Source organism: Tardiphaga sp. vice304, assembly GCF_007018905.1.
Lineage (GTDB): Bacteria > Pseudomonadota > Alphaproteobacteria > Rhizobiales > Xanthobacteraceae > Tardiphaga.
In genome coordinates, this window is the sequence record NZ_CP041402.1 from 1,014,501 (window position 1) to 1,030,808 (window position 16,308).

A 16,308-nucleotide genomic window follows, 5' to 3' on the forward strand; every position below is an offset into this window, starting at 1 on the left:
TCACACCCACTTCCGCATGAACTTCGCTGACTTCTTGCGGAACCGTACGCCGGATCCGTCCGGCAGGCGGGTGGCGATGTAGCCTGCGGCGATGCAGGCTTCGCGTTGCGGCATTTTTTCGTCCGGGGCGCGCTCGGTTTCCCACCACGAGGCGCGAAACGAGGCGCGCGGCAGGGCGTCGTCGAGGATCTCCTCGATCGCCTCCATGCTGAGCACGAATTCGTCCAGCGTCTGTTTGCTCAAATGGTCGCGCAGCAGGTCGTAATCGGGCACGGCAGATCCTCGGCGGGGTGTGCGACCGTCATACAAGGATGCGCGGCAGGAGGCCAGCGCGAGACCGCCCGGCGTCACGCAACCGTCTTCCCATATCCAGGCACCCCATTGTTCTGTTGCCGCCGGTTTTGGAAACGGACCATTAACGGCGTGGCGGAACTCGGGCCGGGATTTAAGTGCTCGGCAAGCTTTGGCGTGCGATCCAGATGGCACAGGAGAACGCCGTGCGAGCGATCAGGGCAGGAACGGGTATCAGGAGCTGGCCGTCTTCGGCCAAGTTGTTGATTCTGTCCTCGCTGGTCGCGATCCTCGGCTTTTCGATCGTTTGCGGCAGCGTGATGCTCGACATGCGGCGCGGCGAGGAGACGCTGGCGCGGCGAAGCAACGAGAACCTCGCCACCACCCTGGATGCCGACATCGGCCGCACCGTCGAGGTCTACGACCTGTCACTGCGGGCCGTGCTGGCCGGCCTGACGATGCCGGAGATCGGCCAGGTCAGCCGCGAAATGCGCCAGCTGATCCTGTTCGACCATGCCGCGTCGGCTTCCTATCTCGGCGCCCTCCAGGTGTTCGATGCGCAGGGCAATCTCTCGATCGATTCCGCGGCGCTGCAGCCGGCCCGGCAGAACAGCGCGGCCGAAGAGTTCTTCAAGGTGCATCGCACGGATGGCGAACGCGGGCTGTTCATCAGTCAGCCGGCGCCGTACCGGGGCGGCACGGCGATCATGCTGAGCCGCCGGATTACCGACAGCGACGGCAATTTTGCCGGCGTGGTGGCCGGGGCCATCAAGCTTTCCTATTTCGACGACCTGTTCGGCCGTCTGCGGCTGAATGCCGACGAGCAAATCACGGTGGTCCGCCGAGACGGCGTTGCCATTCTGCGCGCGCCGTCGAATCCCGATTTCGACGGGCGCGACGTCAGCAAGGCCGCGGACGTGATGAAATTGCTGGCGCGGGCCAACGGATTCTATTCCGGGATCGGCGCGATCGACAGGATCAATCGGCTCTATGTCTGGCGCGACAGCGGCCGGCCGCTGGTGGTGATCGTCGCCAAGCCGTGGGCCGACATCTACGCGCGGTGGAAACAGCAGGCGCTGCGGATCGGCAGCATCATGCTCGGGCTTGCGGTGTTCATCACCGCGGTGACGCTGTTCTCGGCGCGCGAGATCGGGAGGCGCGCCCGCGCCGAGGACCGGCTGGAAGAACTCGCCACCACCGACGCGCTGACCGGTCTCCACAACCGCCGCAAGTTCGACACCGCGATCGATGCGGAATGGCGACGCGCGATCCGGCAATCGCGCCCGCTGGCCATGCTGTTGATCGACGCCGACCACTTCAAGCAGTTCAACGACACCTTTGGCCACCAGCCCGGCGACCAGGCCCTGGTCGCGATCGCCCGCTGCATCCAGGCGTCGGCGATCCGCGCCGGCGACTGTGCGGCGCGCTATGGCGGCGAGGAATTCGCGGTATTACTGCCGGGGGTTTCGGCCGACGAGGCGCTTATCGTCGCCGAGCGGATCCGGCTTCGTGTTGCGGCGCTGCCGGCCGATCCCGGCGCGCTGACCATCAGCGTCGGCGTCACCAGCATGGTGCCGCTGGTGACAATGGAATTCTGCGAGTTGGTCGAAGCCGCCGACAAGGCGCTGTACGCGGCGAAAGCCGCCGGCCGCAACCAGTCGATCATCGCGGTGCCACCGCATCTGCTGATGGCCGCGTAAATGTAGCTGTCATTTCGGGATACGGCAGACGGCGAAGCGTGATGGCGCAGACCTCAGCCACTCCAATTGGAGTGGCGGGGAATCTCGAATTGTTCTGAACATCTTGGGATTCCGGGTTCGCTCGCCGCTTGCGCGCTCGCGCCCCGGAATGACAATTGGGAGCTACTCTCCCAGATAGCGCTTCATCTCGGCGCGCAGGCCTTCGCTCAGATCGGGACGCTGCAGCCCGAAGGCGATGTTGGCGCGCAGGAAGCCGGGCTTGGAGCCGCAATCGTGCCGCTCGCCCTCGAATTCCACGCCGTAGAATGTCTGGCTCTGCGCCAGCTTGATCATGCCGTCGGTGAGCTGGATCTCGCCGCCGGCGCCGCGCTCCTGGGTCTCCAGGATCTTGAAGATCTCCGGCTGCAGGATGTAGCGTCCGGTGATCGACAAATTGGACGGCGAGGTGCCCTGCGGCGGCTTCTCGACCATGCCGTCGATGGTGAAAGCATTGTCTCGCGACGCGTGACGTGCGCCGACGCCGCAGATGCCGTATTGATGCGTCAGCGCCGTCGGGACTTCCTCGACGGCGACCAGGTTTGATTTGTCGCCGAGCTCATTGGCGATATCGATCATCTGCTTCAGACAGCCCGGCGAGTTGAGCACCAGCTCGTCCGGCAGCACCACGGCGAAGGGTTCGTTGCCGACCAGCTCGCGCGCGCACCACACCGCGTGGCCGAGGCCGAGCGGGGCCTGCTGGCGGGTGAAGCTCATCTCGCCGGCTTCGGGTTGGAAGCGTGCCAGCTCGGCAATTTCCTTGGACTTGTTGCGGCTCTTCAGGCTCTCGTCGAGCTCGAACATGTGGTCGAAGTGATCTTCGATGATGCCCTTGTTGCGGCCGGTGACAAAAATGAAATGTTCGATGCCGGCCTCGCGCGCTTCATCGACCACATACTGGATCAGCGGGCGATCGACGATGGTCAGCATTTCCTTCGGCATCGCCTTGGTGGCGGGCAGAACCCGCGTGCCAAGGCCAGCGACCGGGAAAACGGCTTTACGAATTTTCATCAGGGGGACTTTGCTTGACTTGAAGGAAGACGTGGAGGGAAACCGGACGTGCAGGCAAACGTAGATTGCCTGCGGCAGTTCCATTTGCAACCGGGAACAACGGCTAATCTGTGGTGCGTATCATCGCCGCTCGGGCTAACCTCACCATGCGGCGGATCAATATCCGATGGCATTAAGCCGATCGAAACCGCGACCGGGCCTGCTGTCGCCAGAATGTCATGGCTGGATTCCAAAATGAAAATGATTCGACCTGCCACTCCCGCGTTGCAACAAAGCCCGATCCGGAGGCGTGTGGGTCGCGCGGCGATGTGCGGCGTGCTATTGCTGGCATGGCCCGTAGCGGCGCAGGCGCAAGGCAGCCCGTTCGGCATTTTCGACATGTTCAAGAGCAACTCGCCGGCGCAGGCCGGGCCGCCACAGCCGGCCGCGCCGGGCGCCGTGCAACCGTGGACCGGCGAGGACGGCGCCTCCGGCCATCCCTTGATGACAGCGCAGGCCATTCGCGAGGCCGCGGCCAATTTCGACAATTGCGTCGCGGGCCTGTGGCCCGATGCCGCACGTCGCGGCATTTCGCAGGAGAGTTTCCAGCGCTTCACCCAAGGCCTGACGCCAGACCTGCGCATCATGGACCTGATGGATTCGCAGCCGGAATTCACCAAGGCGCTGTGGGACTATCTCGACATCCTGGTCAACGAAACCCGGATGGCCAAGGGTCGCGAGGTGCTGGCGCAGTACAAAACCATCTTCGACGCGGCCGAAAAGACCTACGGCGTCGACCGCTACATCATCGCCTCGATCTGGGGCATCGAGAGCAACTACTCGACGCAGATGGGCGACCGCAACGTGTTGCGCTCGACGGCGACATTGGCCTGCGTCGGTCGCCGCCAGGGTTACTTCAAGGACGAGTTTCTGGTGGCGCTGGAGATCCTGCACCGCGGCGACCTTCGCCCCGAGCAGCTGCGCGGCTCGTGGGCCGGCGCGTTTGGCCCGACCCAGTTCATGCCGACCGCCTTCAAGCGCTTCGCGGTGGACGGCGACGGCGACGGCCGCCGCGACGTGGTCGATAATCCGACCGACCTGATCTTCTCGACCGCCAACAATTTGAAGAAAGACGGCTGGCAGAGCGGGCAAAGCTGGGGCTATGAAGTCGTGCTGCCGGCCGGGCTCAATTATCTGCTGGCCGACAAGGCCAAGTCGATGACGCTGGCGCAATGGGAGGCGCTCGGGTTGAAGCGCCCCAACGGCCAGCCATTCCCGCGCCCGAATGAGAAGGCCTATTTGCTGGCGCCGGCCGGTGCCGGCGGGCCGGGCTTCCTGATGCAGCAGAATTTCCGCGTCATCATGAAGTACAATCCGGCCGAGGCCTATGCGCTGGCGATCGGCCATTTCGCCGACCGGCTGCGCGGTGGCCCGCCCTTCGTGCAGCCGTGGCCGCGCCAGGAGCGCGTGCTGTCGCGCGCCGAGCGGCTGGAGCTGCAGCAGCTGCTGGTGCAGCGCGGCTTCTACAAGGGAACGCCGGACGGTCAGTTCGGCGGCATGACCCGTGAGGCGCTGCGGGCGTACCAGGCCTCGATCGGGGCACCGGCGGACGGCTTTGCGTCGTCTGAGGTGCTGGAGAGGTTGCGCGGGAGATGACGTTACATGGCCGGGAACCCCTCGCGACCTTGGGGGTTACTGAGGCTGAGAATTCTCTCATGGAGTAACGAGATCATGGACAAGGACCGTTTCGCCGGCGCCGCCAAGGATGCCGCAGGCAAGATTGAAGGCGCCGTTGGCAATCTGACCGGCGATGCCAAGACCGAAGCGTCGGGCCGCGCCCGCGAGGCCGAAGGCACCGTGCAGAATCTCTATGGCCAAGCCAAGGACGCCGTTCGCGACGCCTCCGACGCAGCCGTGAGCTACGCCAAGGACGCTATCGACAGCGATGTCTATCGCGATGGCACTCAGGCCGTGAAGAAGCAGGTTTCTGACAATCCACTCGGCGCGCTGCTGGTCGCTGGTGGCATCGGTTTCGCTCTGGCGATGCTGCTGACCCGCCCGGCGCCGCGCCGTCCGAACCGCTGGTACTAAGAAGACAAGGCCGGTCGCTGACGCGGACCAGTATGGCTGAGAGCAGTCAAACCGGACCTTCGATCAAGCCCTCATTCTGAAAAGGATGGGGGTTTTTCGTTTCGCTACGGTCGAAAACCCACCGGAAGGCGATGCCAACCAGATGTCGCCGTCCTGTCGCTCTGGCCTAGCGCAGGAAAAAGCCCGGGGCTGAGGCCGAAGGGCCGCCATTGGCCGGACGCGGGCCGTTGCGCGACTGCGCTGCCGCCGGTCGCTGCGGCGGGGCGGGTTGCGCGCGGCGCGGCTCGTCGAAGCCGAAGAAGCTGCCGATGCCGGAAGGCGCCGGGGCGTCCATCGTCGCCACCGGCTTCGGCTTCGGCTTGGGCTTCGGTGCGGCGGGCGCCGCCGTGGTCGGGGCGCCTTCAGGGCCGGTCAGGCTCCCCGCGCTCAGGGTGGCGGGAGCGATGGCGGCGACCGGTTCGCCGCGGGCCTGTTCGCGGCCGACCTCGCGGCGCGGCCAGGCGAAGTCGTCGGCACGGCCGGCGGGGGCCGATAGCGGTTCACCCTTGACCAGGGTGCGCGATGCCAACGGGTCGGCCGCCACCGGGCGCACGCCGGGGCCGCCGAGCAACTGGTCGGTGCCGACGATCGAGGCCACCAGCGGCACGATCGGACCGGCAAGCGGACGCGGCGGCGGCGCACCGGGAACGGCTTTGGCATCGGGCGTCGCGGGCTCGCTGGGCAGCGCCACCGGGCCCGTGCGCGCCGCCATCAGCCGGGTAATCTCGCGCTCGACATAATGCGCCAGCTTGCGCGCGCCGGCGCGGGTGAAATAGACGCCGTCATAGGAGCGCAGCCGGCGGATCTGACCCTCGAAATCCGGCCCTTGCTGCAGAAAGCGGCCGCCTTCATCGACGAAGCCGTCCCAGACATCGACATAGGTGATCCCGGCCTTGCCGGCGGCATCGCGATACAGGCTGTTGAGGTACAGCATGTCGGCGGTGGCCTTGGTGCCGCGCACCGCGGGCAGCCCGACCCACAGCACCGGCACGCCCCTGGCCTTCACGACCGCGATCATCTCCTCGATCTTCTTGCTGTAGAGCTCGCCCCAGCGGTCGTCGCGGAAATCCACCACGCCACCGGCCGCGCTGCGCGCGCCGCGCTCGGGCGCCGCGATCGAACCGGGGTCGGCGATGTCCTGGCTGGCATCGGCATCGTCGCCGGGATTGGCTGGTTCAGAGGTGCCGTCGGGGCGGAGCTTGCCCTTCTTGTCGGCCTTGTCCGGCTCGCGGATGGCGATGCGGTCGTTGAGGCCGAGCATCACCACGATGGCGTCGGGCTTTTCGGTCGCCAGAATAGCCTTGGCGGCGGCGGCCCAGTCGGCCGGATCGCCCTTCGGCTGATAGCGCAGCAGGCCGGAGACGGTCTTGTGCTTGCGGATCACGCCCATGTCGGGCTGTTCCGAATAGGCGTCGTCGAGGCCATAGCCGAGCCAGTCGGCCATCGAATCGCCGAGCACCAGCACGTTGCGTTCCGCGGTCGAATCGCGGCGTTCAGAGGCTGGAGCGCGGGAATAATCTTCCCGGGGCGCTTGCCGCTTCGGCGCCTGCTGCTGGAACGGGGCGAAGAACGGCGTGTCGTTGCCGCCGAACCAGCCGAAACCGCGTTCGCGCTCCCGTGGCTGCTGGCGCTCCGGCGGCCCTCCGAATCCGAAGAACTGCGCCGAGGCCGGCGCCACGATGCCGAGCAACAGGGTGCCCGCGAGCACGACAACGGCGCTACGCGACAACCACGGCAAGTTCGGCTTCTGTGACATGCGCCTCGACCGCAACCGATGAGAGTTCCAAGCCCGTCTACACCCGGATTCAGGCCGCAAGCGGGCAGCCCGCCGCCATCAAACGCGGCCGGCGCGGTTCGTCAAGCGCGGATTGGCGGCATGGTGAGCGGCACCGGCTACGCGCCGCGCCCGCCCCTCGGTAGGGGCCCTCCCTCACGCCGGGTCGAGATGGCTCTTGTAGTCGTCAAGCACGCCCTGCACGCGGTAGCAGCTGGCGGAGTCCGGGGTAAAGGGTTCCCAGCTTTTCAGCTCGACGACGTAAAGCGTGGAATCCTTAAGGCCGCGATTGTAGCCGGCTTCGATCTGCCGCCGGTCGGAAGCCGAGAGATAGCGATCGAGCGCCTTGCGCAGCGCCGCGGTCTGTCCCGCCGAGATCAGGTCGCGGGTTTCGCATTGCGTGGCGGCGGCGAAGAACGAGCCGGCGCTGATGGCGACCGCCTGCGGCATCGCTGCAGCAGGTGAAACGGCGATGAGAGTCATGGCGGCGCCCATGACGAAGCGGCCGGCGGTGCCGGTGACGAAAGAAATGAGCAAGGCGGGCCTTCGCGCGGGGAGTGCAGGACTGTTTACGGCATCAGGATGCCGAAGCATTCGTGCTTTTCTGTGATGGCGCGAAGCAGAGATTTATTTGTCCACATGCGTGGCGCTGTTCCCCTCTCCCCTTGTGGGAGAGGGTGGATCGAACCGCGAAACGGTTCGAGACGGGTGAGGGGGGCGCCACAAGCTCCCAGCCCAAAGCCCCCTCATCCGACGCGGGCTGCGCCCGCGCCACCTTCTCCCACAAGGGGAGAAGGAAGAAACCGAGTTCTATCTCGGCAGCGTCGTGGTTCCCATCAGCGCCTGATCGATCGCACGCGCGCACAGCCGGCCTTCGCGGATCGCCCACACCACCAGCGACTGGCCGCGGCGCATGTCGCCGGCGGCGAACACCTTGGGCATCGAGGTCTGGAAGTCGGTGAGCGCGGCACGGACGTTGCCGCGCGGATCAAGCTCCACGCCGAGCGACTTCACCATGCCCTCGTGGATGGGATGCACGAAGCCCATCGCCAGCAGCACCAGATCGGCCTTGAGTTCGAATTCGGAGCCCGGGATCGGCTTGAACTTGTCATCGACCTGCACGCAGTTGAGCTTCTCCACCTTGCCGTGGCCGGTGAAGCTCCGCGTCAGCACGGCGAATTCGCGGCGCGCTCCTTCGGCCTGGCTCGACGAGGTCCGCATCTTCAGCGGCCAGTTCGGCCAGGTCATGCCCTTGTCCTCATGCTCCGGCGGCGCCGGCATGATCTCGAGCTGGGTGACCGACAGCGCGCCCTGGCGGAACGAGGTGCCGATGCAGTCCGAGCCGGTGTCGCCGCCGCCGATCACCACGACATGCTTGCCGGTGGCGAGGATCTCGGCGCGCTCGCCGAGCGGCTCTTCGCCGACGCGGCGGTTCTGCTGCGGCAGGAAGTCCATCGCGAAATGGACGCCCGGCAAGGCGCGGCCGGGGATCGGCAGATCGCGGCCGGCTTCTGAGCCACCGGTCAGGGCCACGGCGTCGTATTTCTTCACCAGCTCGGCGGGGTCGATCGCGCCCGGCGTGTCGCCGCCCACGGGAGAATTATAGTGGAAGGTGACGCCCTCCGCTTCCATCTGCGCGACGCGGCGGTCGATGACGTGCTTTTCCATCTTGAAGTCGGGAATGCCGTAGCGCATCAACCCGCCGGCCTTGGCAAACTTCTCGTAGACGTGGACGTCATGGCCGGCGCGCGCCAGCTGCTGCGCGCAGGCGAGGCCTGCGGGGCCGGAGCCGACCACGGCAATGGTGCGGCCGGTCTTATGCGGCGCGATCTCCGGCTTCAGCCAGCCGTTCTCCCACGCCTTGTCGGCGATGGCGCATTCGATGGTCTTGATGGTCACCGGGTTGTCGTCGATGTTGAGCGTGCACGACGCCTCGCACGGCGCCGGACAGATCCGGCCAGTGATCTCCGGGAAATTGTTGGTTGAGTGCAGGTTGCGCGACGCCTCTTCCCAGTTGCCGTTGTAGACGAGGTCGTTCCAGTCCGGGATCTGGTTGTTGACCGGGCAGCCCGGCGTGCCCGGCAGCACCGAACCGGTGCCGTGGCAATACGGAATGCCGCAATTCATGCAGCGCGCAGCTTGGTCCTTCGTTTCCTTCTCGTCCAGCGGAATGACGAATTCGCCATAGCCCTTGAGGCGCTCGGAAACTGGCGCGTACTTGCGATCGTGACGATCGATCTCGAGAAAACCTGTGATCTTGCCCATGACGACTTACTGCCCCAAACGGTCTCTAGCTGTTCGTCATTGCGAGGAGCTCTTGCGACGAAGCAATCCAGCTCTTGCGGAGTTCGCGGCCTCTGGATTGCCGCGTCGCTTCGCACCTCGCAATGACGGCGAGTTTATTGTTGCGTGTTACGCCCCGATCGCGAGTTTCGGGATGGCGTTTGCTGCGGCCTGCAATTCCTTCAGGGCGCGGCGATATTCCATCGGCATCACCTTGCGGAATTTCGGCAGCCAGGTTTTCCAGTCCGCGAGGATCATGGCGGCCTTGGCCGAGCCGGCATATTTCGCGTGACGCGAGATCAGCACGTGCAGCCGCTCGATGTCCTCGCCGAGCAAATTGGCAAACACATCGACCTGGCCGCTGGCGTCGAGATCGCCGGTCTGGTGGAACGCGCCGGACTTGAGCATCTCGGCATCGACCACCGGTTCCAGTTCAACCATCGACATGTTGCAGTGCTTGTCGAAGCCACCATCCTCATCGAGCACATAGGCGACGCCGCCGGACATGCCGGCCGCGAAGTTGCGCCCGGTCTTGCCCAGCACCACGACGATGCCGCCGGTCATGTATTCGCAGCAATGGTCGCCGGCGCCCTCGACGACCGCGACCGCGCCGGAATTGCGCACCGCAAAGCGTTCGCCGGCGATGCCGCGGAAGTAGCACTCGCCCTCGATCGCGCCGTACATCACGGTATTGCCGACGATGATCGACTCTTCCGGCACGATGCCGGAATGCGCCGGCGGCCGCACGATGATCTTGCCGCCCGACAGGCCCTTGCCGACATAGTCGTTGCCTTCGCCTTCGAGATCGAAGGTGACGCCGCGCGCCAGCCACGCGCCGAAGGCCTGGCCGGCGGTGCCCTTCAGCGACACCTTGATGGTGTCGTCGGGCAGGCCGGCATTGCCATAGATCTTCGCGACCCGGCCGGACAGCATCGCGCCGGCCGAACGGTTGGTGTTGTTGATCTCGATGTCGATCTTCACCGGCGCGCCGCGGTCGAGCGCCGGCTGTGCTTGCGCGATCAGCTCACGGTCGAGCACGTGTTCGAGGTGATGATCCTGCAGTTCCGAATGGTAGATGGTCTGGCCGGGCAGCGCCTTCTGCTTGACGAACAGCTTCGAGAAATCGAGACCCTTGGCCTTCCAGTGCGACACCAGCGTCGACTGGTCGATCATCTGGGTCTGGCCGACCATCTCGTTGAAGGTGCGGTAACCCAGCGTGGCCATGATCTCGCGGACTTCCTCGGCGACGAAGAAGAAGTAGTTGATGACGTGTTCGGGCTGTCCGGTGAAGCGCTTGCGCAGCACCGGGTCCTGCGTGGCGACGCCGACCGGGCAGGTGTTGAGATGGCACTTGCGCATCATGATGCAGCCGGCCGCAATCAGCGGCGCGGTGGCGAAGCCGAACTCGTCGGCGCCGAGCAGTGCGCCGATCACGACGTCGCGGCCGGTACGGAAGCCGCCATCGACCTGCACGACGATGCGCGAGCGCAGCCGTTCGCGCACCAAGGTCTGGTGGGTTTCGGCGAGGCCGATTTCCCATGGGGAGCCCGCGTGCTTGATCGAGGTCAGCGGCGAGGCGCCGGTGCCGCCTTCGAAGCCGGCGATGGTGACGTGGTCGGCGCGCGCCTTGGCAACGCCCGCCGCGACCGTGCCGACGCCGATTTCCGACACCAGTTTGACCGAGACCATGCCCTCCGGATTGACGTTCTTGAGGTCATAGATCAGCTGCGCGATGTCTTCGATCGAATAGATGTCGTGGTGCGGCGGCGGCGAGATCAGGCCGACGCCGGGCGTGGAATGCCGCACGGCCGCAATCGTCGCGTCGACCTTGTGGCCGGGCAACTGGCCGCCTTCGCCGGGCTTGGCGCCCTGCGCCATCTTGATCTGCATCATGTCGGAATTGACGAGATATTCCGTGGTGACGCCGAACCGGCCGGAGGCGACCTGCTTGATCGCCGAACGCATCGAGTCGCCATTGGCCATCGGCTTGTAGCGATCCGACTCCTCGCCGCCTTCGCCGGTGTTCGACTTGCCGCCGATCCGGTTCATGGCGATCGCCAGCGTGGTGTGCGCCTCGCGCGAGATCGAGCCATAGCTCATCGCGCCGGTGGCAAACCGCTTGACGATGTCGGCGGCGGATTCGACCTCCTCCAGCGGCACCGGCTTGCGCTTTTCGTCCTCGGCGGTCTTCAGCTTGAACAGGCCGCGCAGCGTCAGCAGACGCTCGGACTGTTCGTTAAGGATTTTTGCAAAGGCGCGGTAGCGCTCCAGCGAATTGCCGCGCACGGCATGCTGCAGCGTCGAGACCGATTCCGCGGTCCAGGCGTGGTCCTCGCCGCGGGTGCGGTAGGCATATTCGCCGCCGACATCGAGCGCGGTCTTGTAGATCTGGATGTCGCCGAACGCCTCGGTGTGGCGGCGCACGGTCTCTTCCGCGATCTCCGGCAGGCCGACGCCCTCGATCTGGGTGTGGGTTCCGGTGAAGTACTTGGCGACGAACTCGGCCTTGAGACCGACGGCGTCGAAGATCTGCGCGCCGCAATACGACTGGTAGGTCGAGATGCCCATCTTCGACATCACCTTCAACAGGCCCTTGCCGATCGACTTGATGTAACGCTTCACCAGCTCGTAGTCGTCGAGCGGGGTCGGCAACTTGTCCTTCATCCCGATGATGGATTCGAAGGCCAGATAGGGGTTGATCGCTTCGGCGCCGTAGCCGGCGAGACAGGCGAAGTGATGCACTTCGCGCGGCTCGCCGGATTCGACGACGAGGCCGACCGAGGTGCGCAGGCCGGTGCGGATCAAATGATGATGCACGGCGGCGCAGGCCAAGAGCGACGGGATCGGGATACGGTCCGAGCCGGCCATGCGGTCGGACAGGATGATGATGTTGACGCCTTCGCGGACGGCGGCTTCGGCGCGCGCGCAGAGTTCATCCAGCACATGCTCGAGGCCTGCCGCGCCGAAGCCGGCATGGAAGGTGGTGTCGAGCGTGCACGAGACGAAGTGCGACTCGGCGACGTCGGAGATCGAACGGATCTTTTCCAGATCCTGGTCGGTGAGGATCGGCTGCCGCACTTCGAGGCGCTTGGTGCCGTCGGTGCCGCCCTTGAGGTCGAACAAATTGGGCCGCGGTCCGATGATCGAGACCAGGCTCATCACCAGCTCTTCGCGGATCGGATCGATCGGCGGGTTGGTGACCTGCGCGAAGTTCTGCTTGAAATAGGTGAATAGCGGCTTCGGCTTGTCGGACAAAGCCGAGATCGGCGCGTCATTGCCCATCGAGCCCGAGGCTTCCTCGCCCAGGGCCGCCATCGGCGTCATCAGGATGGACACGTCTTCCTGGGTATAGCCGAACGCCTGCTGCCGATCGAGCAGCGGCAGGTTGGAGCGCTGGCCCTTGGCGGGGGCGTCAGGCAGTTCTTCCAGCACGATCTGGGTGCTCTTCAGCCAGGCGGCATAGGGATGCATGGCGGCCAGCGAGGCCTTGATCTCGTCGTCCGGGATCAGGCGGCCCTGTTCGAGATCGACCAGCAGCATCTTGCCGGGCTGCAGCCGCCATTTGGTGATGATGTCCTCTTCGGGAATCTTCAGCACGCCCATTTCGGACGCCATCACGATGCGGTCGTCGCGGGTCACGAGATAGCGCGCCGGACGCAGGCCATTGCGGTCGAGCGTGGCGCCGATCTGGCGGCCGTCGGTGAAAGCGAGCGCGGCCGGGCCGTCCCACGGCTCCATGATCGCGGCGTGATATTCGTAGAACGCGCGGCGCTGCTCATCCATCAGGGGGTTGCCGGCCCAGGCTTCCGGAATCATCATCATCACGGCGTGCGGCAGCGAGTAGCCGCCCTGCACCAGGAATTCGAGGCCGTTGTCGAAGCAGGCGGTGTCGGACTGGCCCTCATAGGAGATCGGCCACAGCCGGCTGATGTCCTTGCCGTACAGCTTGGAGTGGATCGAGGCCTGGCGCGCGGCCATCCAGTTGGTGTTGCCGCGCAGCGTGTTGATCTCGCCATTATGCGCGACCATGCGGTAAGGATGCGCCAGCGACCAAGTCGGGAAGGTGTTGGTCGAAAAGCGCTGATGCACCAGCGCCAGCGCGCTCTCGAAATCATATTCGTGCAGGTCGGCATAATAGCTGCCGAGCTGGTCGGCGAGGAACATACCCTTGTAGATCACGGTGCGGCACGACAGCGAGCAGGCGTAATAGCCTGCGAGCCTCCGGTCGCGGCGCTGGTAGATGGCCTGCGAGATCGACTTGCGCAGGATGTAGAGCCGGCGTTCGAAGTCGTCTTCGGAGCTGATCGGCGCGTCGCCGCGGCCGATGAAAACCTGCATGTTGGCGGGTTCGGTCGGCTTCACGGTCTCGCCGAGCGAGGAATTGTCGGTCGGCACCACGCGCCAGCCGAGCAGCACCAGGCCCTCGGCCCGGATCTCGTCGGCAATGATGCCCTTGATGACCTGGCGCCAGGACGTGTCGCGCGGCATGAACAGCGCGCCGATCGCGTAGTTGCCGGGCTCGGGCAGCGTGAAGCCGAGCTCGGTCGCCTTGCGGGCGAAGAACTTGTGCGGGATCTGCACGAGGATGCCGGCGCCGTCGCCGAACCGCGGGTCGGCGCCGGTGGCGCCGCGGTGCTCCAGATTGCACAGGATGTTGATCGCGTCGGCCACGATCTGGTGCGACTTCACGCCCTTGATATTGGCAATGAAGCCGACGCCGCAGGCATCTTTTTCCTGCGACGGATCGTACAAACCCTCGGCCTCCGGCCGCCAGGTATGCAGCTCGCGCGGATATTGCTCGGTTTTGATAGCCGGGTCTTTCGACAATGCGTCGGCCGACAGCATGCCGGTTTCGATCGTCTGGCGCTCGTGCTTTGACCCGCTCATCTTCGTCCTCTCAACCCCGAAGGGCTTTGTACCCCCGAGGGGGCTCTACATCCTCGTCGGCGCACCTTGGGCGGTCGCGGAACCCGTCGCGAACCCTGCGGGGCCACCGCTCGCACGCCGCGAGCCTCGATTTCAAGAATTCAGGCGGTGGTGCCCATCGTCCCCGGCGGCCACCTCGCGCACTGTCGTCCTGGGCGCCGTCAATCTGCCCGCATATTTTGCAATCCCTGTGCCGGGATTGCCTCAAATTGCGACAGCTATGCTGTCATAACTCTGACCTTGCCAAATTTTTTTCTATCATACAAGCGCGCGCGAGTCAGGGCTTGCAACGTTCCGTATCGGGAATTGCGTTCGTTTCCGGATGGCGAATTGTCCGGCAGCGCCCTGTTCCAGCCCGCGTAGGGTCCCCCGACCGCCCGAGGTCGGCCGTATCGCGGCCCATTTCAACGCACAGCTTGCGGCTCGTTCGCATGGCACCGGGGTATCGGCGCCGGCGGCGAAGCGGGCGCGTCCAGGGGAAGGGCAGCGTTCGGGCGCGGGGGCGTCAAAGGAGCTTGCGATGAAACTGTTCATAGGATGGGTGGCGACCGCGGGCGTGCTGGTCACCACCGCCGCGGAGGCACAGGTGCCGGCGCCGTACCGGCTGGGCATGGGTGCCGCGGTCACGGTGTCCGATGTCGGCGGTCCCTATGCGGCGCTGCCGCCGGACCTGCCGCCCGGTTACGGCCCGTCGCGCTATGCGCCGGTGCCTTACACGCTGTCGGTGCTGCCGCCACGGGAGATTTTTGCCATCGCGCGCGAGACGGGATTTGAGCCGCTCGGCGTGCCGCAGCAGCGCGGCCTGGTCTACACGCTGTCGGCGATCAATGTGGACGGCGAGGATGGCCGGCTGGTGATCGACGCCCGTACTGGCCGCATCCTGCGCTTCATGCCGGCCTATCGCCTGCGGGACCGGATGGGCGAGGAGACCGTCGTCACCTACGGACCGGCGGCGGCGATGCCGGAACTGCCGCAATATCGCCGTCCGCAGCCGGGCGTACCATCTCGCGAAGGCGCCGTGCCGCGCGAGGCGGTCCCCCGGGTCGCCAGCCGGACGCCGGCTGCCGTGCCGCTGCCGAAGAAGTCGCCTGCCAAGGCCGTGGCTACGCCGGCCAAGCCGGTTACGCCGGCGGTGCCGGTCGCAGTGACGCCGCCGGTTGCGGCGCCGGCCGCGCCTGTCGAGCAGCAGGCGGTCGTGGCACCCAAGCCGGATGAGTTGCGGGTGATCCCGATGACGGCCACACCGCCGGCCGCGACCGAGACGCCGGCCGCTCCCACGGTTGCTGCACCGGCGACCGAGGCGAAGCCGGCTACGCCGCCCGCCGCTGAGGTCACCCCGGCCGCGCCGCCAGTGCAGGGCGTCGAGTAGAACCAGCCTCGCCGTGCGCTTCTTCCTTCTCCCGTAGTGGGAGAAGGAAGCGCGGACGAAGTCCGCGACGGATGAGGGGGAGCTGCGGGGTTCGGAGCTTGCGGCTACCCCTCACCCGACCGCGCTGGCGCGCGGCCACCCTCTCCCACAAGGGGAGAGGGAAGAATGCCTCCGGGCTTCGGATGAGCTCACGGTAATAAAAAGCGCCCCGGTTTCCCGGGGCGCTTCGATGTTACGCAACTTCAGCCGACAGCCATCCGCTTACGCAGCGACCTTGCTGGCCGAACCATCCACCACCTGCGGGGCCGAGACGGCGCTCGTGGTGCTGATCGGAATGCTGCGCGGCTTCTTGGCTTCCGGGATCTCGCGCACGAGATCGACGTGGAGCAGGCCGTTCTCGAGCGAGGCGTTCTTGACCTGCACGAAATCGGCGAGCTGGAAGGCGCGCTCGAAGGCGCGGGCGGCGATGCCGCGGTAGAGTACCTCGGCCTGCGGCGCGGCGTTCTCGTTGGCGGCCTTCTCGCCCTTGATCGTCAGGGTGTTTTCCTTGGCGACGATGGAGAGCTCGTTCGGCGCAAAGCCGGAAACCGCGACGCTGATGCGGTAATCGTTCTCGCCGGTGCGCTCGATATTATAGGGCGGATAGCCCGGTGCGCTGGTATCGGCGGCGCGACCGGACTGGTCGAGCAGCGAGAACAACCGATCGAAGCCGACGGTGGAACGATAGAAAGGGGTGAGATCGTAAGTGCGCATGATAGTCCTCCATTGAGCGACTGTTGAATAACCCGCCCGCCAAATCGGGCCGGGCC

Annotated in this window: 11 protein-coding genes; 4 read left to right on the forward strand and 7 right to left on the reverse strand. The window is 65.8% G+C overall.

The features are described 5' to 3' along the window. A complete protein-coding gene (locus FNL56_RS04845; protein WP_143571835.1) occupies nucleotides 1-273 on the reverse strand; it encodes a hypothetical protein in 273 nt (90 codons plus the stop codon). Nucleotides 274-479: 206 nt separating this feature from the next. Between FNL56_RS04845 and FNL56_RS04850 the strand changes: the two genes are divergently transcribed. After that, nucleotides 480-1,991 (forward strand): sensor domain-containing diguanylate cyclase, encoded by a 1,512-nt coding sequence (locus FNL56_RS04850; protein ID WP_143576022.1) that lies wholly within the window; start codon nucleotides 480-482, stop codon nucleotides 1,989-1,991. Between the two features lie 162 nt (nucleotides 1,992-2,153). Here the strand turns inward: FNL56_RS04850 and FNL56_RS04855 are convergent, their stop codons facing one another. After that, nucleotides 2,154-3,038 carry a UTP--glucose-1-phosphate uridylyltransferase gene (locus FNL56_RS04855; protein WP_143571836.1) on the reverse strand — a complete coding sequence of 295 codons (885 nt, stop codon included), beginning with the start codon at nucleotides 3,036-3,038 and terminating at the stop codon, nucleotides 2,154-2,156. A 306-nt stretch (nucleotides 3,039-3,344) separates the two neighbouring features. Here FNL56_RS04855 and FNL56_RS04860 point away from each other — a divergent pair, with 306 nt between their 5' ends. Continuing rightward, on the forward strand, nucleotides 3,345-4,673 hold the full coding sequence (locus FNL56_RS04860; protein WP_143576023.1) for a lytic murein transglycosylase: 1,329 nt from the start codon (nucleotides 3,345-3,347) through the stop codon (nucleotides 4,671-4,673). 75 nt (nucleotides 4,674-4,748) lie between these two features. Continuing rightward, nucleotides 4,749-5,108, forward strand: a complete 360-nt coding sequence (locus FNL56_RS04865; RefSeq protein ID WP_143571837.1) for a CsbD family protein — start codon at nucleotides 4,749-4,751, stop codon at nucleotides 5,106-5,108. A 166-nt stretch (nucleotides 5,109-5,274) separates the two neighbouring features. Here the strand turns inward: FNL56_RS04865 and FNL56_RS04870 are convergent, their stop codons facing one another. The 4 genes from FNL56_RS04870 to gltB form a co-directional block, all read right to left on the reverse strand. Then, entirely contained in the window at nucleotides 5,275-6,903 is a 1,629-nt protein-coding gene (locus tag FNL56_RS04870) for an SGNH/GDSL hydrolase family protein (protein ID WP_143578790.1), read from the reverse strand. Nucleotides 6,904-7,077: 174 nt separating this feature from the next. Next, nucleotides 7,078-7,458, reverse strand: coding sequence for a hypothetical protein (locus tag FNL56_RS04875; RefSeq protein WP_246660864.1), 381 nt, complete (start codon nucleotides 7,456-7,458; stop codon nucleotides 7,078-7,080). Between the two features lie 273 nt (nucleotides 7,459-7,731). Continuing rightward, the gene (locus FNL56_RS04880) at nucleotides 7,732-9,186 is read right to left on the reverse strand and encodes a glutamate synthase subunit beta (RefSeq protein ID WP_143571839.1); all 1,455 of its coding nucleotides are present in this window, start codon (nucleotides 9,184-9,186) and stop codon (nucleotides 7,732-7,734) included. A 147-nt stretch (nucleotides 9,187-9,333) separates the two neighbouring features. Continuing rightward, nucleotides 9,334-14,091, reverse strand: a complete 4,758-nt coding sequence (gene gltB, locus FNL56_RS04885) for a glutamate synthase large subunit (protein ID WP_143571840.1) — start codon at nucleotides 14,089-14,091, stop codon at nucleotides 9,334-9,336. Between the two features lie 559 nt (nucleotides 14,092-14,650). Between gltB and FNL56_RS04890 the strand changes: the two genes are divergently transcribed. Beyond that, nucleotides 14,651-15,499: a hypothetical protein gene (locus FNL56_RS04890; protein ID WP_143571841.1), complete on the forward strand. Its 849-nt coding sequence runs from the start codon at nucleotides 14,651-14,653 to the stop codon at nucleotides 15,497-15,499. A gap of 261 nt (nucleotides 15,500-15,760) precedes the next feature. On the opposite strand, the gene FNL56_RS04895 is transcribed toward FNL56_RS04890, so the two are convergent. Beyond that, nucleotides 15,761-16,252 (reverse strand): Hsp20 family protein, encoded by a 492-nt coding sequence (locus FNL56_RS04895; RefSeq protein WP_143571842.1) that lies wholly within the window; start codon nucleotides 16,250-16,252, stop codon nucleotides 15,761-15,763. Between the last annotated feature and the right edge of the window lie 56 nt (nucleotides 16,253-16,308).

Excerpts from the sequence above, each read along its gene's own strand:
- FNL56_RS04850 (WP_143576022.1), top strand. The coding sequence starts at position 480 with ATGGCACAGGAGAACGCCGTGCGAGCGATCAGGGCAGGAACGGGTATC.
- FNL56_RS04855 (WP_143571836.1), bottom strand. The coding sequence starts at position 3,038 with ATGAAAATTCGTAAAGCCGTTTTCCCGGTCGCTGGCCTTGGCACGCGG.
- FNL56_RS04860 (WP_143576023.1), top strand. The coding sequence starts at position 3,345 with ATGTGCGGCGTGCTATTGCTGGCATGGCCCGTAGCGGCGCAGGCGCAA.
- FNL56_RS04865 (WP_143571837.1), top strand. The coding sequence starts at position 4,749 with ATGGACAAGGACCGTTTCGCCGGCGCCGCCAAGGATGCCGCAGGCAAG.
- FNL56_RS04870 (WP_143578790.1), bottom strand. The coding sequence starts at position 6,903 with ATGTCACAGAAGCCGAACTTGCCGTGGTTGTCGCGTAGCGCCGTTGTC.
- FNL56_RS04880 (WP_143571839.1), bottom strand. The coding sequence starts at position 9,186 with ATGGGCAAGATCACAGGTTTTCTCGAGATCGATCGTCACGATCGCAAG.
- gltB (WP_143571840.1), bottom strand. The coding sequence starts at position 14,091 with ATGAGCGGGTCAAAGCACGAGCGCCAGACGATCGAAACCGGCATGCTG.
- FNL56_RS04890 (WP_143571841.1), top strand. The coding sequence starts at position 14,651 with ATGAAACTGTTCATAGGATGGGTGGCGACCGCGGGCGTGCTGGTCACC.
- FNL56_RS04895 (WP_143571842.1), bottom strand. The coding sequence starts at position 16,252 with ATGCGCACTTACGATCTCACCCCTTTCTATCGTTCCACCGTCGGCTTC.